This is a genomic window from Paenibacillus sp. BK720, from assembly GCF_011761545.1.
Taxonomy (GTDB): Bacteria; Bacillota; Bacilli; order Paenibacillales; family Paenibacillaceae; genus Pristimantibacillus.
On sequence record NZ_JAASRQ010000001.1, the window covers coordinates 1,495,812 to 1,517,813 of the forward strand.

Genomic DNA, 22,002 nt, shown 5'->3' on the forward strand with positions numbered 1-22,002 from the left:
AAATAATGGTGACTTACACCATAGTCGAAGGGATTGGAATTCAAAAAATGGCTACTTACGTAGAAGATGCATTGGAAATTATTAGAGACAATTTTTTCATTGATATGAAAAACGAAATTAGAACTTTTGGAATTACGGTCAGGCTCTTTGAAGTTAGTAATAATTACATGACAGTGATTTTTAACAAACACAAATCTGAACCGTTTCTTCAAGTGGGTGACGATGAACCAATTACTTATGAGGGCTTAATTCAAATTTTAGGAGATACGGAAAGCAATGACTCAATCTATAATTTAAGCAGCACAAATACTTTGAAAAATTGTATTAGCATTTTCGAACATTATATAAAGGAGATATTGGAGTATCTTCTTAACATGTATCCGCACCATTTATTTGAAAAGAAGGAGAAAATAGAACTGAGTAGGCTCCTTAAAGTTGATTCACTTGAAGAACTCAAAGAGCAAATTATTAGAGAGAAGATTATTAATTTGTCTTACGGAAACCTCACAGAGATGATTGATTATATAAAAAAGGAGTTTAATGTGGACTTCGAATTTAAACCCGGAATGATTGAAGGGCTTTTGGAACTAACATTAATTCGTAATTTATTTGTACATAACAAAGGAATAGTAAATGAAAAGTTTATTGAAAAAATCAATAATGAAGAGCCCATGCTTGGAGATGAACCATACGTTGTTGGCCAAAGATTAATTATCACTGCCGATAGTATGCAGGATATCTTCGATATTCTGTTGCATATAGGAGATCACATTTCTAAAAAATTAATAATGAAGTTCCCTATCAGACATTAAGTATGTATGTGCTTGAAATTTCTAAATAAAGTACAATGAAGTTCATTAATGTATCCATGTGAAGAATGGAGAGGGAAAAGTGGGTAGTCTAAGCCAGCTAGGTCGATTAAAGGTCGAAATAAATGAAAGCCTTAAACAGCTTTTAAATTATAGAAATGTTCAAGAAGAAGAAATTAAGAAATTAATTATTGATTCTAGGTACGTTTTTGAGCATGAAGGTGAAGAGTATGATGACTACAGTATGTCTACAGAAATGAGTTGGTTTCCTGTTACATTTAGGAATTCTTTATTTTTATCCACATTCGCATTTTTTGAACACACGCTGACAAAACTCTGTAAGCTTTTGAAGGAAAGAGATAACTTGACACTCAACTTGAGAGATATTCAAGGTGGAAGCACAATGGAAAGGATGCAAAAGTATTTAAAGTATGTTGCGAAATTAAACTTCCCAGATAACTCAACTAATTGGTCGTTTCTTAAAAGTTGCAATACATTAAGAAATTCACTAATTCACAGTTATGGGGAAATAGATGAAAAAGTTTCAAAGTTACTTCCGACTTTAAATATTACAAATGACATAACAAAGCTAACTAATGAATTGTTAGGTTATACACGTACACTGAGTCGAAGTGACATTATTTTTACAGAAGAGCGTTTTTACTTACTATTTGATTTTTGTAAAGAAACCATATATGCAATTGGTTATTTCTTTAAAGAGATCTTTGATTGTAATCCTAACTTGTTAGATGATAAGTGGGATACTGTATTTGTTCCGGGAGATATAGGGTTACCATAAGGTGAGTTCATGGTTCTATACTATGGTTCATTAAAATCAAGCTTACCACGTTCGAAAACATCGGATCCGGGCCCATCCATCTGCCCGAGCAGGAGCTCCATACCCGCGCAACCTGGCTTGAGCTGAAGGATACCGATCCGGAGCTGGGGACCAAGGTTCTGGAACAGCTGCTGTTAGGCATCGCCAACGTCATTCAGCACATCGTGCCTGTGATGGTGATGTGCGACCGGAGCGACGTACATGTTACTTCTCAGATCAAGGCTGCTCATACGGGTCTGCCGACGATCTTTATTTATGATCATTACCCTGGCGGAATCGGACTTGCCGACGACGTGTACAAACGGTTTGACGATGTCAAGCAGGCTGCCGCCAATCTCATCAAAAAATGCTCATGCAAGGATGGATGTCCATCATGTATCGGAAACGAAATCGAAGGGATCAACGGGAAGCAGAAAAGCGTACAGCTCTTATCGCTGTTATAAATCTGCATGCTGATTCAAGGAAAGGAGGGAGGGCGAACTTTGAGCAGTCTGCGTGATAAAATGAACCGGCTTCGCGGAAGCGGCGGCTCGGCGCCTCCTTCCAATGATACGGCCGCAGCCGTTCAAGCGACAGAGCCGCCGCAGCCTGCCGCAGCTGTCGATCATCTCGAGACCTTGTCGGAAGAATGGTCGTCCATGGGCGTCAAGCTGCTCCATAATGAAGCGGGCAGCTTTCTTATCCGAAGGCTTGTTTACCCTGCAGATCACCAGCATGGCATTCATTGCCTTGGAGAGCTGCCTGAGGCGTCGACCGGGTTGAAGGCATTTCATGAGGCGCCGATTGAAGCCGAGCAGCTGCTCTATCTCGATCTGGAGACTACGGGACTAGGCGTCGGAACCGGCAATGTACCGTTTATGGTGGGTCTGGCCTATTGGGCGGGCACGGAGCTGATCGTGGAGCAGGCGGTTATCCGCCATCCCGCCGAAGAGCGCGCGATGCTGTACTATCTGAACAATAAACTTGGCAGCTTTCGTTATCTCGTCAGTTATAACGGCAAAACCTTTGACTGGCCGGTTATGCAGACTCGGTTCATTTTGAACGGGTATAACCGGAAGCTGTGGGAGCCGCTTCATCTTGATTTTCTGCATCCCTCCCGCAGCATATGGAAAAACACGCTGGCGTCGCTGCGACTCAGCCATGTCGAAGAGGAACGGCTCGGAATAGAGCGGATCGACGACGTTCCGGGCTCTCTGGCGCCGCAGCTGTACTTTCAGTTTCTGGCCGACGGCAATCCGGAGCCGTTAAGAGGGGTATACCAGCATAACGAGATCGATATGCTGTCGCTTGTTTGCCTATCGATACGGTTTGGCCATCTCCTTAACGGGTCTATTGAAGGCGGCTGCCGGCTTCCGATGCCCGAGGAGGCGGAGGAGCTCATTCGAACGGGCTTATGGTTGGAGAAAATGGGGCATGGCGCTAGGGCGGAGCAAATGTTTGAGGCTGCGCTTGGAGCTGAACGTACTGCCGCCTCCACGCTGAACATGCTGGCCGCAAGAGACAAGAAAGCTGGAAATTGGCAGCGAGCTGTGTTATTGTGGCAGAAGGCTGTGAAGCAGTCGGTTCAGAACGGATCGGCTGGCATGAATGCAAGCGTTGAGCTTGCCATGTATTACGAACATAAGCTGAAGGAATATGAATCAGCTTTATCATATGTGACAGAAGCATTGGAATTGGCGCTTAGCGATCCTCTCGGCAGGAGAGACGCGAAGCGCCGCGCCGAAATCGATGGCCTTCGCAAGCGGAGGGAGCGGCTTCTGCGCAAGACGGGAAGGAAGCTTGCAGAATGAATGAACAACCAGCGCCTATGAAGGGCCTGCTCCTTGATCTGGACGGCACCTTATATCATGGCACCCATCGAATTGACGGAGCGGATATTCTTATCCGCCGGCTCCGGGAATGGAAGCTGCCGTACCGCTTCGTGACTAATAATTCGACCGTTTCCCCGGAAGCGGTTGCCGAGCGGCTTCTGAAGATGGGAATTGAGGCCGAGCCCCGCGAGGTATGCACCTCCGCACAGGCTGCGGCGCAGTACATAGCAAATCGTAAGCCCGGCGCCTCCGTACTCGTCATTGGCGAGAGCGGGCTGATCGAAGCCGTAGAAGCAGCGGGTTTAAGAATAGCGGAAGAGCAGCCGGATTTTGTCCTTCAGGGACTGGACCGGCAGCTTTCTTACGACCAGCTGACAAGAGCCGTCCGTTCGATTCATCAGGGAGCCGAATTCGTGTTAACCAATCCGGATTTGCTGCTGCCCGGTGAAGGCGGCTTATACCCCGGCGCCGGTTCGATTGGCGCTATGCTGACTGCAGCCGGCGGCAAGGAGCCTATCTTGATCGGTAAACCGTCGAAAATTTTGATGGATTATTCGCTTAGCCAGATTGGTCTGCCTGCTGCCGAGACCTGGGTAATCGGCGACAATATGGCAACGGATATTGCGGCCGGGCATGCCTCGGGCTGCGGAACCATCCTTGTGTTAACCGGATTGACGACAAAGGATAACCTGGACTACTATGCAGAGCGCGCAGGCTGCAGGCCTGATGTGGTTTGTGACGATTTACATAAGCTGATCTCGTATATTTCCTCCTCAATCGGGATATAAGTGAAAGCAATAGAGCGGACAGGAAGGAAGCGAACTGGAATGCCGGAACTACCGGAAATGGAGCATTACCGATTACGATTGTCGGAGCTGATTATCGGCTCCCCGATTACGGGCACGGAAGTTACCCGCGATAAATCGATCAACATTAATGCCGAGCAATTTCAAGCCGAATTGGTTGGCCGGACCGTATGGTTTGTGGAACGCAGAGGCAAACATCTGTTATTCCACCTCGACAACGGCAAGCGTCTCGTGCTTCATCTGATGCTTGGAGGCACGTTGTTTTTCGGCAGCGATGAAGAGCGTCCTGACCGGACGGTACAGGTAACGATTCGCTTTGCGAAGGGCAATTTGTATTTTATCGGCCTGCGGCTGGGCTATTTGCATTTTATGTCCGTGAAGGAAGCGGATGCGAAGCTCTCCGAGCTGGGACCGGATCCGTTCGATAAAAGATTGACGCTTGAACGTTTTAAAGCACGCTTCGCTAAGAAGAGAGGCGCGCTCAAAACCGCCCTTGTGGACCAGCATGTATTGTCCGGCATCGGCAACTGCTATGCGGACGAGATTGCTTTCGCGGCAAAAATCCGTCCCGACGCAAAAATTCCTTCCTTGACAGACGATACATGGGAACGAGTCTATGAATCGATGCATAGTGTGTTAAAGGAAGCGATTTCAAAGGGTGGCTACATGGAGCAGCCTTTGACGGCAGGCGATACCGTTACCGGTGGTTTCAACGATCACTGTCAGGTCTATGACCGCGGCGGCGAACCATGCTATGCATGCGGCACGGCGATCGAGCAGTTCGAGATTTCGTCGCGCAAAGCTTTCGCGTGCCCGGTCTGCCAGAAGGAACAGTAGAGCAATGTACATCGGCCGTCATCTCAGCATAAAAGAAGGTTACGCCTCCGCCGCCAAAGCCGCCTATTCGGGCGGCATCAATGCTTTTCAGTATTTTCCGAAAAACCCCCGCAGCCTTGGACTTAAAGCCTTCGACGGGAGAGAGGCCGAGCGCTGCGCGGAGCTGTGCAGGCAGCACGATATATTGACCGTCGCACATTCCCCCTATCCGACAAATCTTGCTTCGGAACGGGAGGACGTCCGCCAACGCACCGTAGATTCGCTGCTTAATGACCTGGATATTGCTAACAGCTGCGGCTCGATTGGCGTTGTCGTTCATTTTGGCGTGTATAAGGGGAAAGAGCCGCTTGCCGGCTACCAATCCATTATTCAATCGCTGAATGAAGTGACGAGCCGGTGGAACGGAAATGCCAAGCTGCTGATCGAGATTCAATCGGGGGAGCATACGTTTATGGGGACAACGATCGAGGAGCTGGCCCAAATCCGGGGATTATGCGCGGAGCCGGCGAAGCTGGCTTTTTGTCTGGACACCTGCCATATGTTCGCGAGCGGCTTGTGGCATGGGGAGACGGATGCGGAATGGCTGAAGAAAGCCGTCTCATTAGGAGTACTGGAGCATGTGGCGGTTGTGCACTTCAATGACTCGATGTTTGCGGCCGGTGCGCGGAGGGACCGGCATGCGGCGCTTGGGAGCGGGCATATCGGCGAAGAAGGGCTGAAGTGGCTGATGTCCGTGCCAGCGCTTGCGGGCGTTCCTTTTATACTGGAAACGCCTTCAGATGAAGACGGTACTTACGAAAGGCAATTAAACCTGATGCGCGAATGGGGGACATGAACAATGATACATGTATATCTGGATGACTACCGCCCTTGTCCAAAAGGTTTCGTGCTCGCCCGGAATGCGGAGGAATGCAAGCTTTTGATCGATTCCGAAGCCATAGATATCTTGTCGCTGGACTATGATCTCGGCTGGAACGAGCCGACGGGTTACGAGGTTGTCCGCCATATGGTGGAATCCGCCCGTTATCCGAAAGCAGTCTATCTGCATACCTCCAGCACGGCGGGAAGAATGCACATGTACCATATGCTGTCGTCCCATGCGCCGATTGAAATGAAGATCATGAACGGACCCATGCCGGACTCGCTGCTTGACGAAATTGCGGCCGGCAGCTGATAATAGATATTTTTTTGGGTTGGTGCAACAACGGAGGTGTTGAAGTGAGCCGATGGATTGGTACGGCTAATCAGGGGTATTCTCCCTATGCAATTGAAGAGCTTCGGCGGCTGCTAGACGGCGTAAAAGTGACGCAGCTGGCCGCCGGGGAAACTTTTTTATTCGACAGTGAGAGGTCTGCGGAAGACGTTGCCTCCGCTGTTAAGGCGGACAAGCCGATATTTCTGCGGCATCTGCAGCCAGTTGACCGTACGGCAGAGATCAAAGGCAATGCGGATGATCTGCAGGAGCTGTCGGAGACGATAAGACGTTCGCGTCTGCTGTTTGAGGACAAGCAGGTGGCCATTCATGTGCGCCGCTCGAGCAAGACGGCCTTTCCGTATTCCGCTTCGGACACAAAAGCCGTGCTGGATGCCGTATTGGAGGAACTGGAGGCGGAGCCCGTCGTCCAGCAACCGGATATTATCATTGCTATTTACGCTGCGGCAAGCGAGCTGTATATCGGCTTTGGCAAGCCGGAGGACATGCTGTCCGACTGGCCCGGAGGCGCGATCCGATTCCAGCGGGAGGAAGGACAAATCTCGCGCGCCAAATTCAAGCTGCTTGAAGCGGAACGGGAGTTTGGGCTTGATTATTCCGCGTTCAGCAATGCCATCGACATTGGAGCGGCTCCCGGCGGCTGGACCTCCCTGCTGCTTGAACGGGGTTTGCGGGTAACGGCGATCGATCCGGGAGACATGCATCCGTCGCTGGCCGGACATCCGGCATTGACGTACTTGAAACGGAACGCCTCGGAGGTCAAGTTCAAGCCGGGCTCCTTCGATCTGCTTGTCTGCGATATGAGCTGGAGCCCTATGCAGATGTGCCGTCTGGTGCTTGATTTGGAAGAATCGCTGGCATCTCATGCCTCGGCTATTATTACGATAAAACTGATGCACAAAAAGCCGCTTCAGACCATTCGCGAGGTGAAGGAGCGCTTCTCTACCGCATTTATCATTAAACGCGCCAAGCAGTTATTCCATAACCGCGAGGAGATTACGTTATACCTGGAAAAGAAGCGGTAGGCGTGATATAACGGAATACAACAGGGAAAGCATCCCGGTTTGAACAGGAGTCCAAGGGGACTCTTGTTTCAAGCCGGGATTTTTTTTAACGAATCATAAGGGGGTTGCTAGGATGCAAAATGAAGCAAGGTTGATTCATCTCGAGTCCGGAATGGTGATCGGCGAGCGATACACGCTGGTCGGGAAGCTTGGCAGCGGGGGGATGGGGGATGTGTACGCTGCCGAGGATTCCAAGCTTCAAGGGAAGCTGCGCGCGATTAAAGTGACGGATTCGGAAAGGGCTTCCGAAGAAGCTAGAGTGCTGATGCGTCTTAATCATCCGAATCTGCCTCATATTATGGACAGCTTCACATTAACCGATTACGGAGCGGAAGCCATCGTGATGGACTATATTCACGGGGTGACGCTGGGAGAGCTGTTCAGCCGGCATAACCGGGAGCTTTCATTTGGAGAAGTTTTACGGCTGGCCCTGCCGATTTGCTCGGCGCTTGTCTATTTGCACAGCCAGTTTCCTCCGATCGTTCATCGGGATCTTAAGCCGTCTAATATAATGGTTGAACATAACGGGCATGTTCGGCTGATCGATTTTGGCATCGCCAAATCCAGAACAGTCCTGCAGACGCTGACGACAATGAAGCTGGGAACGCCGGGCTTTGCGGCTCCGGAGCAGCATCTGGGACGAAGCGAGGTTCGGACCGACATATACGGATTTGGCGCGCTGCTCTATTACTTGCTTAGCGGAGGAAGCTATTTGAACCCTGCGGAGAGGATGAATCAGAGCGTAGGCTTTATGCGGAGACTGCGCGCAGATGTACCTACCCGGTTCGCCGATTTGCTGTGGAGAATGGTTCAGCCTCGTATCGAGGACCGGTACAATACAATGGCCGAGGTGGAGAGGGAGCTGCATGCTTTTGCCGGCATGGGAGCTAATAGAGACGTTCATGTCCGTTATCCGGGAATTCAAGGCGGCAATCCGGAAGGCGCCCGAGCGATGAGGATCGCCGTCGTTCCCGTCTCTTCAGGAGCAGGAGCTACGTTTGTGGCCATTACCCTGGCAAAGCTGCTTGCCGCTGGCGGAATCCCTTGCGCTGCCGCTGAATTTCCTTCCGAACGGCCTGAATGGGCAGCATTGCTTCGAAGTAATATGAGAGGACGAGATCAGCTGGAAGAAAGGTATTATAGCTGGAACGAGCAGGGGGTATGGTGGCATGCCCAGAAGCATCCGGTTACCGAGGATTATAGAGATGAGCTGGATAAGCTCTGGCTAAAATTGAGAATGAAGAATATCGCCGTGTCCGTTACCGATGTTTCCTCCGGCGCGTTCACTCATCACAAGGATTGGCTGCTTGAATCCGACCTTGTGCTTGTCGTAGCCGATCCCTATCCTTCGAGGTGGAAGGCGAATCAGATTCTGGAGCTGGAGCAATTAAGCGGGAAGCTTGAAGCCCGCGGCGCCTCTCTGAAGTGGATCGCCAACAAGGATGCCCCATTTTCGGGCAGGAGCGAATGGCTCGGCATGATGCCCAAACGCCCGGCTGCCGCTGTTCCGCTGCTTCCCGCAACCGAGTGGCTGGATGTTATTTGGCGCGGAAAATGGGCGACGGATACAAAAGGGCTCGGTAAACCTCTGGAGAAGGCTTTTAAGCCAATCCTTGATTTTATTGGGCAAGAAACGCAAAGGAATGCAGCTTATGTCAGGTTTGGAGGCTGACCTTGCTTGCAATTGAAATAAACCTTCTTTATGATGAATACGAGTCCATAGCATATTTAGAAGCAGGTGAAATCCCAAATGAACGAACGAGTTCTGGTAGTGGAAGACGAAGCGGGCATTTCCCGCATTTTACAGCTTGAATTAGAGCATGAAGGATATACGGTCGGTACAGCTGCCGACGGACGGACAGGTTACGAAATGGCGTCAACGGGAGAATGGGAGCTCGTATTGCTAGATGTGATGCTTCCCGAATTAAACGGCATCGAAGTGCTGCGGCGTCTGCGTCAGGCCGGCAACCCGGTTCCCGTTATATTGCTGACGGCAAGAGATACGGTGCCCGATAAGGTCAGCGGCTTTGAGCATGGCGCCAACGACTATATTACGAAGCCGTTTGCGATGGAGGAGCTGCTTGCCCGCGTCCGCAACATTTTGCGTATCTTCCAGCAGTATCCGAAAGAATCCGAAGGCTCCGACCTGATCAAGGTTGGGGACTTGACGATTGAACTGCGTACCCGCAAGGTATACCGCAAGGAAATCGTAATCGAGCTGACGCCGCGCGAGTTCGAGCTTCTCGTCTATCTGGTCGAGAACAAGAACGAAGAGAAGTCGCGGGAAGATATTTTATCGGAAGTATGGGGCTATGACTTTATCGGGGAAACGAACCTGGTGGACGTCTATATCCGGTACTTGCGCCAAAAGCTGGACAAGGGCTACCGTCATAAGCTGATTCATACCGTCAGGGGCGTCGGCTATATGATAAAGGAGCCTGACGCATGACGCTTCGCAAACGATTCACGCTTTTTACGATATTCTGGCTCATTTTTATTCTTATTCTCTTTAATATCTTTGTCTACTTCTATGTCATCAAGATTACGACGGAGAGCGAAGAGCGCGTAATTGGGAATAAAGTGAATCTGATGCTGGAAAATCCGAAAATACAGGACGGCAAAGGCATTTACGACGCCGATTTGCTCAGTGAATATTACAATGTCAACGAAATGATACGCATTATTAGGCCGGATAACAAAATCGTCAATATTACCGGGTCAGATCCCGTGCTTCTCAATCTTCCGGCGTCCTTCCAGGGCCATCATGATACCGGAATGATCAAAAAAGGCAGCGAGCGCATCATGTACATGCGCGTGCCGATTTATGACGGGCCGAACGTGGTTGCGATGCTGGAAATCAACCGCGTGCTGAATGAATTGGACGATTACCTGCAAATTCTGGTTGCGGCCTTGTCGGTAACCAGTGCGGGAGCCATTCTGTTCGCCATCTTCGGGACATATTGGTTCACCTCGCGGCTCACTTCGCCTATGCAGCAGATGATTAATACGATGCGCGAGATCGACAGAAGCGGCAAGCTGCGGAAAATCGAGCCTTCCAGTCACGAGGAGTCGGCAGAGCTGCAGCAGCTGGTTCGCGCTTTTAACCAAATGATCGACCGGCTTGACCGAACGTTCGCGCGGCAAAAGCAATTTGTTGCAGATGCCTCCCACGAGCTCAAAACCCCTCTCACGGTTATTAGCAGTTATGCGGGTATGCTGAAGCGCTGGGGACGCGATGATGCGAGCATTCGCGACGAGGCTATTGAAGCCATCGATAAAGAAGCAAGCAGGCTGCAAACCTTAACGAAGTCGATGCTGATGCTGGCGGAAGCCGAGCAGGAGGATTGGCTGAATCAAGAGATGTTCGATGTGGTGCTGGTCGTCGAGGAGCTTGCGGTTATGCTCCAGACAACCTTCCAGCGTCCCATAAGAGTGAAGGCTTTGTCGCGGTCTGTCCGAATGTTTGGGGATAAGGACAAAATCCAGCAGCTGCTTGTCATCTTGCTGGACAATGCGATCAAATACAGCAAGGAGCCGATCGATGTCTCCGTCAGCGTGGCGAAAAATATCGTGAAGATTGAAGTGAAGGATAAAGGGATCGGCATTCCGGAAAATGAAATTCCGCACATGTTCGAGCGTTTCTACCGCGTAGACGGGGCAAGGAGCCGCGCGACCGGCGGAGCTGGTCTTGGGCTGTCGATTGCCAAGCGTATCGTGGATCTGCACGAAGGCAAGATTGACGTGTTCAGCTTGCCTGATCTCGGTACAACGATCACGCTTCAATTCAAACAAAGAAAGTAAGGGGAGAGGTTCATTGAAATACCGGGTTGCCTCCGTGCAATATAAGCTTGAAGACATTGGATCGTTTGAGGATTTTGCCGCGCAGGTCACGCATTACGTCCGTAACGCGTCCGAATACGGAACCGAAATGATATTGTTTCCGGAGTTTCTGACTACCCAGCTGTTATCGATAGGCGACGGTACGGGCAAAGCCTTGCCGATCGACCGTCTGCCTGAATTTACGGAGCGGTATGAAAGCCTGTTCCGTTCTCTTGCCGCCGAATATAACATGCATATCGTTGGCGGAACGCATGTGGTGGACGCCGGTAACGGCAAGCGTCAGAATACGGCTCATCTGTTCCATCCGGGCGGGAAGATTGACCGTCAGGCCAAGATTCATCTTACGCCGACCGAAGTCAGCGAGTGGAATATGTCGCCGGGGGACGGTCTGCAGGTGTTCGAGACGCCGTTTGGCACCATCGCCATGCTGACCTGCTATGATATCGAATTCCCGGAGATCGTCCGGATGGCGCGCGCCAAAGGCGCGGACGTTATTTTCTGCCCGTCCTGCACGGATGACCGTCATGGCTTCTACCGCGTCCGGTACTGCTGCCATGCAAGAGCGGTGGAAAATCAGGTGTACATTGTAACGACTGGTACGGTAGGGGCATTGCGCAAGGTTGACTTTATGCGCGCAAACTACGGTCAGGCTGCGGTGATCACGCCTAACGACATACCGTTCCCGCCTGCCGGGATTCTGAGCGAAGGCGTCATTAACGACGACATGCTGATCGTCGCGGATCTCGACCTGAAGCTGCTGGAGGATGTCCGTGCTGCCGGTTCGGTAACGACTTGGAGAGACCGCCGAACGGACCTGTACACGGACTGGGCATAAGCTGCGGCAGCGGAAGGAGGGCGTGAAATGCGCAAGCAATTATACGTTATTCATGACGGAGTGCCAACGGAAGCTATAATACGTACGTATACGAAGGAAGATTTTCAAGGCTTGATTGCGGTCCAGAGCGAATGCTTTCCGCCTCCTTATCCGGAGGAGCTGTGGTGGAGCGAAGACCAGCTGAACGAGCATATTGCCCGGTTCCCTGAAGGCGCGCTATGCTGCGAGATTGGCGGCAAAGTGATCGGCTCCATGACCGGGCTTATCGTAGATATGAATCACTATCATGAATCGCATAGCTGGGAGCAGATTACGGACGGCGGTTATATACGCAACCACAATCCCAATGGGGATACGCTATACGTTGCCGACATTTGCGTCATTCCGGCGTACCGGAAAGCGGGTATCGGCAAATGGCTGCTGCAGTCCATGTACGAAACGGTTGTGCACCTGCGGCTAAATCGCCTGCTCGGAGCGGGCAGAATGCCGGGCTACCATAAGTGCGCGGCGGAGGAAACTCCGGAGCAATACCTGGACAAGGTGATGAAGGGGATTTATAAGGATCCGGTCATCACCTTCCTTCTCCGCTGCGGCCGGACGCCGGTCGGAATCGCGTCCGATTATCTGGACGACGAAGAGTCCAGCAATTACGCGGCTCTGATGGAATGGCGCAATCCTTTTCTCTAGAATTACATGGTTAAAACATAATTTCTGAGCCATGGCACGGCGAAAAAGCTTGGAGCTTTCGGAGCGGTAGCGTCCGCCTTTGTTTTTGAAAGTCTACCTCTAGAAATTTAATTAAGAGACCATTCAAAAACAACAGCGGCCGAAAGCCCAAGCTTTTTCATAGTGCGATTAGCTCAGTAGGAGGTTTATTGATGTCATTAGTTTACCACCGCATTACGTCGATCAACGATCTTTATTTCGCATCGCTTCACGCGCTGCTCAAACGCATTTTTCCTCCCGAAGAGGTATTGGCCTACGAGCTTTGGAAAGAACCGCTCGAAGATCCTAGCATTCATGTCTATGTCGCAATAGACAATGGCGAAGTTGTGGGATCGACCGAATACCGCTATTATCCGGCGCTTCGCGTTGCGATGACCGACTTTACGATTATCGGCGTGGCGAACAAAGGAATTGGCCGGTTTCTCATGCGGAGCCGCGAGAAGGACCTGGCACGACTAGCCCGTGAATCCGGCACGGCGCCAATCGGCATGTTTGCCGAAATCTACAACCCATACGAGAGCGGCGAGCATGAATTCGGCGGAGTAACGCCAATGAATCCGTTCGTACGTCGCGAAGTACTGTCTCATATCGGCTACAAAATGATTAACTTCCCTTACGTTCATCCATCCTGGGAGCATAACGGCGAAGCGGTTGAAGGGCTTAATTTGTGTTTCCTGCCGGCGGACGAAGACATGGCTGCGATACCTGCGGCTCTGGTTGTTCAATTCCTGGAGATCTATTACTCGGCATTGCCTAACAAGCCGCAGCAATGGCTCGACATGGTGGAAGGGCTTCGCGGACGCGACCAACTCGAGCTGCTGCCGATATGATCGCCATTACGTTCCGGGGAACAGGGGATGCGATGGGAGTCCCCCGCGTGTACTGCGACTGCGAGGTGTGCGGCGAGGCACGAACAGGCGGCGTCAACCGCCGCTACCGTTCCCTTGTCCAGCTGGATTCGCCAGACTTTGGTACAATGATGATCGATTGCGGACCGGATTGGAGCAAACAAATGGAAGCTTCGGGGCTCCGGTTCGTGAACCGCATTCTTGTCACGCATGCCCATTTCGATCATATTGGCGGGGTGCCGGAATGGGCGGACGCCTGCCGATGGTTGGGAGTCAAAGGAGAAGCGTACGCTCCTGCCGAAGTCATCGCCGAGATCCTTCAGCGTTTTCCTTGGCTGGGGCGGAATATATCTTTTATCCCCATTGATCGGCCTTGTTCCTTCGGAAGCTGGGAGGTATCGGCTTGGAAAGTGAATCACGGAAAGAACGGTTATGCTTATGCTTTTCGGTTTGACCAGAAGGAGTCGGGCATCGCATGGGCTTATTGCTCCGATTCTATCGGGCTGACGGACGAACAGCAGAAGCCGCTGCACGGGCTTGACCTTCTCGTGCTCGGAACAAGCTTTTACAAGGAGAACTTCCGTTACGAAACAAGATCCGTCTACGATGTGACGGAGGCGCTGGAGCTCCTTCCCGTATGGGGACCGAAGAAGACTCTGTTTACTCATCTGTCGCATGACATTGATTTGAGAAAAAAGTATCCGCTGCCTTCCCATGCGGATTTTGCGCTAACCGGTATGGAAATATCTGTAGGCATATAGATTGACAAACGGCAATCCGTTAGCGTACATTATTTGTATAGCTAACGGATTTAGCTATTTCATAGCTTTTTTGCTTAGTCCGAAAGGGGAAATTTTAATGTTTGCTGGTGTTCTTAACTCTTAATTGGATAGATCGGTCTTGTTAGACGAGCTTGAACGGCGCGCATGTGCAAAATTTGCATCGTATGCATGCTTCTATTGCGACGTCTTTAGACAAGGACCGATGCCATGAGTTAAGGACATGAGGATTTCCGCCTGAATGCTATTCGGCAGCGGCCAATCACCCGTGCTCTTGCAGCACGGTTTTTTTGTGCGCTGCGGAGCCTATGATGGGATAGGTCTAGCCAATTACAGGGACGGAACGCTTCTGCGTTCTATTCCTGTTTTTTTTATGCCCAAAACCTTTAAAGGAGCATCCAAACATGAACGAAGCCGTATTTCAAAGACTGGAATATGACAAATTGAAGGAAAAGATGATCGGTTACACCGTATCCCCGGCAGGACGGCTATTGGCAGAGCGTCACAAGCCGAGCACTAATGCGAAACAAATCCGGGCATGGCTGAACGAGACGGAGGAAGCGGCGGCCTTGCTCGCGAGCGGAGCAAGCGTTCCGCTTTCCGCCATGGAAGGGATCGATCCATTCCTGGCCTTGCTGGGCAAAGGTAGGATCTATACGGAAGCAGAGCTTGACCAGCTGCTGGCATGGCTTGTTTCCATCGGACAGATGAAGCGTTACATGAACAATAAACGGATGATCGCCCCTACGATAGCGGCTTACGCCGATTCGATGAACGACTGCCCGAATCTAAGGCAGGAGCTCGACCGCTGCATCCGGTACGGCCGACTGACCGATCAAGCGAGTCCCGATCTCGGGACGATCCGGCGTCATCTCATCGTAATCGAAGACCGCATTCACAAGAAGCTGGACGCTTCGCTCTCCAAATACAAGTCGGCGCTTCAGGATCCGATAATCAGCAGGCGGAGAGGAAGATCCGTCATTTCGGTTAAACGGGAGCACCGCAAGCTGGTCCCCGGTACCGTATGGGATGAATCGGCGAGCGGCCAGACCTTGTTTATTGAGCCGATTGACGTTGCGGAGCTGCAGCAGGAGTGGCAGGAATGGTCGGCGGAGGAGGAGCGGGAACGGACGATTATTTTATCCAGGTTATCGGACGAGGCGGAGCAGTATAAATACGAGCTGCTGCAAAACCGGGAAGCGATGGCGTCGTTTGACTTCATGCTGGCTAGAGGCAAACTCTCGCTTTCCTACGACGGCCAACCCGTAACGCTAAGCCAGGAGCCGGTCATCAAGCTGGTAGAAGCCCGTCATCCGCTGCTTGGCGGTCATGCCGAACCCCTTAACGTGGAGCTGGGCATCGGGTGGAAGCAGCTTATTATTACGGGGCCGAACACGGGGGGCAAAACGGTAGCGCTGAAGACCATTGGGCTGCTGGCCTTGCTTGTGCAATCCGGCCTCCTAGTGCCGGCGTCCCCGCAAAGCCGGTTTGGCGTTTTTAATCATATTATGGCGGATGTGGGGGACGGACAAAGTCTGGAGCAGTCGCTCAGCACCTTTTCCTCGCATATCGCCGTACTGAAGGAGATGCTTCATTCTGCGGATGAACGCACGATTATTCTGCTGGATGAGCTGGCTGCGGGCACCGATCCCGGCGAAGGAATCGCTTTATCCATTGCGGTGCTGGAAGAACTGCTGAAACGCGGAGCTTTGACGGGCGCGACGACGCATTTTAACGAGATTAAGAAATTTGCTTCCAGAACAACCGGATGCATGAATGCCAGAATGGCCTTTGATTCGGAGACGCTTCGTCCTTTGTACCGATTGGAGGTTGGAGAAGCTGGAGAGAGTCATGCGTTCGCTATTGCGAGAAGGTTCGGCCTTCCCGAGCATGTGATGCAGCGGGCCGAGAAGCTAGCGGAGGGAAGAGTGGAGATCCGACTGGATGAAGCGGTCGAAGAAGTTAGGGCGGATGAGACAGCGGTTGTCGAACGACAGGCTCTGCCTGAGCGAGCAGAGCTGCCGGAAGAAACGAACAACTCGAAGGAGAAAAACGCTGCCCCAGCCTATTCCAAAGGAGATGCCGTATGGATCTACCCGCTGAAGCGTGCCGGGATTGTGTTTCAACCCGCGGATGAACGGGGACAAGTAATCGTTCAGGTCCAGGGGAAGAAGATGGCCTTTAACCGGAAACGGATCAAGCCTTATATCAGCAGGGAGAAATTGTATCCCGGCGCTGACTATGATATGGATATCGTCTTTAATACGAAGGAGAACCGGAAAAAGCGGAAGCTGATGGGCCGCAAGTATGTAGAGGGCTTAACGATCGAGACGAAGCCGGATGCAACCGAGGAATAAGTTGCTTCGCTCCGTTAATCTTTACTCTGAATAACTAATAAGGTGCCCGTGCGTACGGTCAAGGTGCCAACGGGATCAGCTAGAATATTGCTTATGCCGAGGGATTGGCCGATCCGCAGCGTTGCTTCATGCAGCGGATAAACAAAACCGCGCAGCGTAATTCCGGTTACCTCTTCGGACAGCGGAAGGAGCGAAATATGGCTGTACTCGCTTTGATGCAGCTCGATAGTTCCTTCCTCCGCAAGGGAAATCGTATTATGCTCATCGGTAATCGATGCCGAAATGCCTTGCTCGATTGCAAGCTTCAATAAGTGGACATTGGCGAGGGAATGGTCGAACCGGCTCCCCAGTGCTCCGAGCATTCGGATCTCGGAAGGGGATTGCTCAAGCGCATAACGAAAGGCAAGCTCGGTATCCGTGTAGTCCTTGTCTATCGGATCGTAAGTGACCGTTTCCCGGCTGACGGAACGGATAAGCTCAAGTTCCTCGGTAGTTACGGAATCAAAATCGCCAAGCGCGAGATCCGGCGCGTATCCATGTTGAACGAGGAACAAAGCTCCGCGGTCGGCTCCTATTAACCGATCATCCGGACGGATATAGGGACGCACCCATTCGCCCAAACTGCCGCCCGTACAAATAATAATCCGGTTGTTCATGGTTCATCTTCCTTTCTGCCTGCATAGTGCTGAAGCCAGTATAATGCGAATCCGGGGCATAAAACTAGGTATTTGAGAAAAAAGAAAGAAGAAGTGGCAAAAGTAGCAATTGTCAAACCGGATATCCGCGGCTAAAATGATGAAGGACATACCGACAGGAGTGGCGGAGCATGCGCGAATGGACGGTCATCATGGAAGCGGAGGAGTTTGGAGTTGGACATCTTTGGCGTTTTCAGTATTATCGGTACGGTTGCTTTTGCGGTCAGCGGCGCGATCGTTGCCATGGAAGAAGAGTATGATATTCTAGGCGTGTTCGTGCTGGGGCTTGTAACCGCGTTTGGGGGCGGGGTCATAAGAAACCTGCTGATCGGCCGGCCGGTTACGACGTTATGGAACCAAGGAAGTCTTCTGGAAATCGCGGTTATTGCCATGACGATTGCTTTTCTGCTGCCGGTATCCTGGATTAACAAGTGGAAAAAAAGCGAAGCGTTTTTTGATGCCATCGGCTTATCCGCATTTGCTATTCAAGGTGCGTTGTATGCAACGGAAATGAACCATCCGATCAGCGCCGTGCTGGTCGCCGCGATGTTGACCGGGATCGGGGGAGGCATTATCCGCGACGTTCTGGCAGGCAGAAAGCCGCTCGTGCTGAAGGATGAAATCTATGCGGTATGGGCGATGCTCGCAGGCCTGGCAGTAGGTGAAGGCTGGTTCCATACGACCGTGCAGCTTTTGTTCCTGTTTGTTATTATTATCGTGTTCCGCATGCTGTCGGTTTATTATAAGTGGAGACTGCCCCGCAGATCGCTTAAACAGAAGGAGGGTGGCATTATATGAATAAAGCGCGCGTATTGTTTGTTTGCCTCGGCAATATTTGCCGCTCGCCAATGGCGGAAGCCGTGTTTCGCAGTCAGGTAGAGAAAAGAAAGCTGACGGATGTCATCGAGATTGATTCCGCGGGAACCGGGGATTGGCACATCGGCAAGCCGCCTCATGAAGGGACGCGCAAACAGCTGGATCTTCACGGCATTCCGTATGCCGGGATGAAGGCAAGACAGTTTACGGCCCAGGACAAAGCGTTCGATTATATCGTCTGCATGGATACGAAGAATGAAGCCGATGTACGACGCATCATTGGAGACGCTGCCCACTCGGCACGGATTTTCAAGTTCATGGACATGCTGCCGCAGGCCGCGGAAGACGATGTGCCGGATCCCTATTACACAGGCAATTTCGATTACGTGTACGAGCTTGTAACCGAAGGCTGCGAGCGGCTGCTCGATCAGATCGTTAACGACCTTAAATAAGTTCGCGGCAAATAAAGAAGGCCTTCCCTAGATGACTATAGGGAAGGCCTTTTTGTTGAACGCTAAGAACTCGCTTCGCCAAGGATGGCGAAAGTCGTTCGCCTTGCTTACTTCCACTCTATTCCACTTCGATAAAATGCATGAGGCCTGCAGGCAGCTCCTGCTGCCAGAAGCCCCACTGATGGCCGCCGTCTTTCTCTGCATAGATTACCTTCGCGCCGCGCTCCTCTAGCAGCAAACGGGCCGTCCGGTTGATGTCGAGGAAATCAAAGACGCCGTGACCGGTATCGTAAGCAGTCTCTTGGAAGCCTGCAATCATGAAGATCTCCAGCCAAGATAGGTCCTTTTGAGCTTCCATAATTTCTCGGGAACGGTCATAATAAGCACCGGATAGCGACAAAATGCGCGTGAACAGTTCAGGATACGTCAAAGCGAGGTGGAAGGAAATCGTTCCTCCCAAGGAGTCGCCGGCAAGAAGGCGTTGCTCGGGAGAGGTGCGTATAGGATATTTACCTTCAATAAAAGGAATCAGCTCTTGCCCAAAGAACCGTACGTAAGCCTCGTGACGGTCGCCGTCAGGCGAGTACTCCGCTGTTCGGTGCTTTTTGTCGACATCCACGCCTACAATGATAAACGGTTCGACGCCTTCGTCGAGAATGATGCGGTTTGCCGTTGTGGCAATTCTTCCGAAATTAAAGAACTCTTCGCCGTCCTGGCAGTACACTACAGGGTAGCTGAGTACCTCGTTATAACCCGGCGGCAAATAGACTCGCAAGCTGCGTTCGCCTTCCGGAAGATAGCTGCTTTTTACAATTTCTTTAACTACGGTACGCTTTAAATATCGTTCATCAGTCATATGTGAATCCCCCTGAATGGAATGGTTGGCATGTGGGTAAACAATAGTAAGGTAATGAGAATCTGCCCGTTCTCCTGTCATGGTCTGGTATTGAACCTTGATTGTATTATGCTGTTATACAGAAAAAACGAATCTGTTACATATACAATTCATCAGTAAAATCGGCCAGATTAGCGAAAAACAACGGTTTTTTAGTTTTTTTCTTTGACCATATTCGGCAAACAGGTGTATTATGATTCTATAACAGAGAGCTCCGATTTTCAAATATTAATGATCGAGGTGAGCGTTTAAGATGAGCAAAGTGCTTAGCAAACTGCCTTATGAAGTTCAAACGGAACCTGTAAAACCATTATCCGTGTTGTCGCTCGACGGCGACGTGGTTAACCCGGAATATATGCCGGACCTGACTGACGAACAATTGAAAGAATTAATGTACCGTATGGTATTTACGCGCACATGGGATGAGCGTGCCGTTAACCTTGGCCGTCAAGGCCGCCTTGGCTTCTATGCTCCGGTATCCGGACAAGAGGCTTCGATGGTCGGCAGCGAATACGCGCTGAATAAAGATGATTTCATTTGCCCAGGCTACCGCGATATGCCGCAGCTTGTATGGCATGGTCTGCCTCTGTACCAAGCTTTCCTGTATTCCCGCGGTCATCAACACGGAGGTCAAATTCCGGAAGACGTGCATGTGCTTATGCCGCAAATTATTATCGGCGCGCAAGTCCTTCACGCTGCCGGCGTTGCAATGGCATTCAAGAAACGCGGCGAGAAGCGCGTAGCGATCACTTACACGGGTGACGGCGGTTCCTCCGAAGGCGATTTCTACGAGTCTATGAACTTCGCTGGAGCATTCAAACTTCCGGTTATCTATGTTGTGCAAAACAACCGTTATGCCATCACTACTCCGTATGAGAAACAAACAGCCGCTTTGTCGGTTGCTCACAAATCGGTTGCTGCCGGAATCAAAGGCGTGCAAGTAGACGGCATGGACGTTCTGGCTGTGATTAAAGCGGTATCCGAAGCAGCGGAACGCGGCCGCAACGGAGAAGGCGCAACTCTGATCGAGATGCTGACTTACCGTTACCGTCCGCACTCGTTGTCCGACGATGCGACGAAATACCGTACGAAAGACGAAGAAGCGGAATGGGGCCTTAAGGATCCTCTTATTCGTTTCGGCAAGTTCCTGGAGAAGAAAGGCCTCTGGACGGAAGAAGATACAAACCGTGTGAAAGAGGAAGCGAAAGCGGCTGTTAACGAGAACATCAAGAAAGCGGAAGCAACTGAGAAAATGACGGTTGGCGGCTTGATTGATTCCATGTTCGAAACAACGCCTAAGCACCTGGAAGAGCAAAAGGCTGATTTTCAATAATACCCTTGCCTGACGATGGGATTTTGCACGAGCAAAAATGAAGGAGGATCTGACGATCATGGCTCAAATGAATATGTTGGAAGCAATCCGCGATGCTATGCGCGTGGAGCTTAAACGTGATGAGAACGTACTTATCTTCGGTGAGGACGTTGGTAAAGTTGGCGGTGTATTCCGCGTAACAGAAGGTTTACAGGAAGAATTCGGCGAGGAGCGCGTATTCGATACGCCTCTTGCCGAGTCCGCAATCGGCGGTCTGGCGGTTGGCATGGGGGTTCAAGGCTTCCGTCCGATCGCAGAAATTCAGTTCGTTGGCTTTATCTTCGAAGCAATGGACCAAATGTTCATTCAAGCAGCTCGCATGCGTTACCGTTCCGGCGGCCGGTACAATTCGCCAATCGTATTCCGTACGCCGTTTGGCGGCGGCGTTAAAGCTGCGGAACTTCATACCGACTCCCTGGAAGGTCTGGCTGTTCAGACTCCGGGTATTAAAGTTGTTATACCATCCAATCCTTATGATGCTAAAGGCCTCATGATTGCCGCAATCCGCGACAATGACCCTGTATTCTTCATGGAGCACCTCAACCTGTACCGTGCATTCCGCGCTGAAGTGCCGGAAGGCGAATACACGGTTGAGATCGGTAAAGCAAACGTTGTACGCGAAGGCACCGACGTAACGATCATCGCTTACGGCATGATGGTTCACACAGCCGTAAAGGCGGCGGACGAGCTCGCAAAGAACGGCGTAAACGCTGAAGTTATCGACCTGCGTTCCCTGGTGCCGCTTGATATCGACACCATCGTGGCTTCGATTCAAAAAACAAACCGTGCAATCGTTGTTCAAGAAGCGCAAAAAACGTCCGGCGTTGCCGCGGAAGTTATTGCTCAAATCAACGAAAAAGCGATCCTGCACCTGGAAGCTCCAGTGCTTCGCGTTGCCGGTCCGGATACGGTGTATCCGTTCGCGCAAATCGAAGATACTTGGCTGCCAACTCCGGCTCGTATCGTAGATGCGGTTAATAAAGTACTGAACTTCTAATGCGATTCATCC

At 51.1% G+C, this 22,002-nt stretch carries 22 protein-coding genes and 1 pseudogene; 21 read left to right on the forward strand and 2 right to left on the reverse strand.

What is annotated here, in order from left to right:
- The first annotated feature begins 5 nt into the window (after nt 1-5).
- From FHT67_RS06750 to FHT67_RS06830, 17 genes and pseudogenes are all read left to right on the forward strand, one after another.
- Nucleotides 6-812 (forward strand): hypothetical protein, encoded by an 807-nt coding sequence (locus FHT67_RS06750; protein ID WP_208403128.1) that lies wholly within the window; start codon nt 6-8, stop codon nt 810-812.
- A 58-nt stretch (nt 813-870) separates the two neighbouring features.
- Nucleotides 871-1,608, forward strand: a complete 738-nt coding sequence (locus FHT67_RS06755) for a hypothetical protein (RefSeq protein WP_208403129.1) — start codon at nt 871-873, stop codon at nt 1,606-1,608.
- 26 nt (nt 1,609-1,634) lie between these two features.
- Nucleotides 1,635-2,090: pseudogene (locus tag FHT67_RS06760) on the forward strand (Zn-binding domain-containing protein); the annotation flags it as partial.
- A 39-nt stretch (nt 2,091-2,129) separates the two neighbouring features.
- Nucleotides 2,130-3,437, forward strand: a complete 1,308-nt coding sequence (locus FHT67_RS06765) for a ribonuclease H-like domain-containing protein (RefSeq protein WP_167196657.1) — start codon at nt 2,130-2,132, stop codon at nt 3,435-3,437.
- A complete protein-coding gene (locus FHT67_RS06770; RefSeq protein WP_167196660.1) occupies nt 3,434-4,246 on the forward strand; it encodes a TIGR01457 family HAD-type hydrolase in 813 nt (270 codons plus the stop codon). Before FHT67_RS06765 ends, FHT67_RS06770 begins: the two co-directional genes overlap by 4 nt.
- Before the next feature lie 39 nt (nt 4,247-4,285).
- Entirely contained in the window at nt 4,286-5,101 is an 816-nt protein-coding gene (gene mutM, locus FHT67_RS06775; RefSeq protein ID WP_167196663.1) for a DNA-formamidopyrimidine glycosylase, read from the forward strand.
- A gap of 4 nt (nt 5,102-5,105) precedes the next feature.
- Nucleotides 5,106-5,936, forward strand: coding sequence for a deoxyribonuclease IV (locus FHT67_RS06780; RefSeq protein ID WP_132305021.1), 831 nt, complete (start codon nt 5,106-5,108; stop codon nt 5,934-5,936).
- A 3-nt stretch (nt 5,937-5,939) separates the two neighbouring features.
- The gene (locus tag FHT67_RS06785; RefSeq protein ID WP_132305023.1) at nt 5,940-6,275 is read left to right on the forward strand and encodes a cyclic-phosphate processing receiver domain-containing protein; all 336 of its coding nucleotides are present in this window, start codon (nt 5,940-5,942) and stop codon (nt 6,273-6,275) included.
- A gap of 44 nt (nt 6,276-6,319) precedes the next feature.
- Nucleotides 6,320-7,339 (forward strand): SAM-dependent methyltransferase, encoded by a 1,020-nt coding sequence (locus tag FHT67_RS06790; protein WP_167196666.1) that lies wholly within the window; start codon nt 6,320-6,322, stop codon nt 7,337-7,339.
- A 112-nt stretch (nt 7,340-7,451) separates the two neighbouring features.
- Nucleotides 7,452-9,050 carry a serine/threonine-protein kinase gene (locus FHT67_RS06795; RefSeq protein ID WP_167196669.1) on the forward strand — a complete coding sequence of 533 codons (1,599 nt, stop codon included), beginning with the start codon at nt 7,452-7,454 and terminating at the stop codon, nt 9,048-9,050.
- Between the two features lie 78 nt (nt 9,051-9,128).
- On the forward strand, nt 9,129-9,827 hold the full coding sequence (locus FHT67_RS06800) for a response regulator transcription factor (RefSeq protein WP_015844236.1): 699 nt from the start codon (nt 9,129-9,131) through the stop codon (nt 9,825-9,827).
- Nucleotides 9,824-11,179 carry a HAMP domain-containing sensor histidine kinase gene (locus tag FHT67_RS06805; RefSeq protein ID WP_132305029.1) on the forward strand — a complete coding sequence of 452 codons (1,356 nt, stop codon included), beginning with the start codon at nt 9,824-9,826 and terminating at the stop codon, nt 11,177-11,179. The genes FHT67_RS06800 and FHT67_RS06805 overlap by 4 nt, the downstream gene beginning before the upstream one ends.
- Before the next feature lie 13 nt (nt 11,180-11,192).
- A complete protein-coding gene (locus tag FHT67_RS06810; RefSeq protein ID WP_132305031.1) occupies nt 11,193-12,053 on the forward strand; it encodes a carbon-nitrogen hydrolase family protein in 861 nt (286 codons plus the stop codon).
- 27 nt (nt 12,054-12,080) lie between these two features.
- The gene (locus FHT67_RS06815; protein WP_132305033.1) at nt 12,081-12,740 is read left to right on the forward strand and encodes a GNAT family N-acetyltransferase; all 660 of its coding nucleotides are present in this window, start codon (nt 12,081-12,083) and stop codon (nt 12,738-12,740) included.
- A gap of 191 nt (nt 12,741-12,931) precedes the next feature.
- The gene (locus FHT67_RS06820) at nt 12,932-13,609 is read left to right on the forward strand and encodes a GNAT family N-acetyltransferase (RefSeq protein WP_132305035.1); all 678 of its coding nucleotides are present in this window, start codon (nt 12,932-12,934) and stop codon (nt 13,607-13,609) included.
- On the forward strand, nt 13,606-14,388 hold the full coding sequence (locus FHT67_RS06825) for an MBL fold metallo-hydrolase (protein WP_132305037.1): 783 nt from the start codon (nt 13,606-13,608) through the stop codon (nt 14,386-14,388). Before FHT67_RS06820 ends, FHT67_RS06825 begins: the two co-directional genes overlap by 4 nt.
- A gap of 422 nt (nt 14,389-14,810) precedes the next feature.
- Entirely contained in the window at nt 14,811-16,763 is a 1,953-nt protein-coding gene (locus tag FHT67_RS06830; RefSeq protein WP_167196672.1) for an endonuclease MutS2, read from the forward strand.
- A gap of 14 nt (nt 16,764-16,777) precedes the next feature.
- Here FHT67_RS06830 and FHT67_RS06835 read toward each other — a convergent pair whose 3' ends face one another.
- Entirely contained in the window at nt 16,778-17,419 is a 642-nt protein-coding gene (locus FHT67_RS06835) for a thiamine diphosphokinase (protein WP_167196675.1), read from the reverse strand.
- Nucleotides 17,420-17,632: 213 nt separating this feature from the next.
- Here FHT67_RS06835 and FHT67_RS06840 point away from each other — a divergent pair, with 213 nt between their 5' ends.
- Nucleotides 17,633-18,256, forward strand: a complete 624-nt coding sequence (locus FHT67_RS06840) for a trimeric intracellular cation channel family protein (RefSeq protein WP_132305043.1) — start codon at nt 17,633-17,635, stop codon at nt 18,254-18,256.
- Nucleotides 18,253-18,726, forward strand: coding sequence for a low molecular weight protein-tyrosine-phosphatase (locus FHT67_RS06845; RefSeq protein WP_132305045.1), 474 nt, complete (start codon nt 18,253-18,255; stop codon nt 18,724-18,726). Before FHT67_RS06840 ends, FHT67_RS06845 begins: the two co-directional genes overlap by 4 nt.
- A gap of 118 nt (nt 18,727-18,844) precedes the next feature.
- On the opposite strand, the gene FHT67_RS06850 is transcribed toward FHT67_RS06845, so the two are convergent.
- On the reverse strand, nt 18,845-19,582 hold the full coding sequence (locus FHT67_RS06850; RefSeq protein WP_167196678.1) for an alpha/beta hydrolase: 738 nt from the start codon (nt 19,580-19,582) through the stop codon (nt 18,845-18,847).
- Between the two features lie 292 nt (nt 19,583-19,874).
- On the opposite strand from FHT67_RS06850, the gene pdhA reads away from it, so the two are divergent.
- Both pdhA and FHT67_RS06860 read left to right on the forward strand, forming a co-directional pair.
- Nucleotides 19,875-20,954, forward strand: coding sequence for a pyruvate dehydrogenase (acetyl-transferring) E1 component subunit alpha (gene pdhA, locus FHT67_RS06855; protein ID WP_132305049.1), 1,080 nt, complete (start codon nt 19,875-19,877; stop codon nt 20,952-20,954).
- Nucleotides 20,955-21,012: 58 nt separating this feature from the next.
- Nucleotides 21,013-21,990: an alpha-ketoacid dehydrogenase subunit beta gene (locus tag FHT67_RS06860; protein WP_132305051.1), complete on the forward strand. Its 978-nt coding sequence runs from the start codon at nt 21,013-21,015 to the stop codon at nt 21,988-21,990.
- The last annotated feature ends 12 nt before the right edge of the window (nt 21,991-22,002 follow it).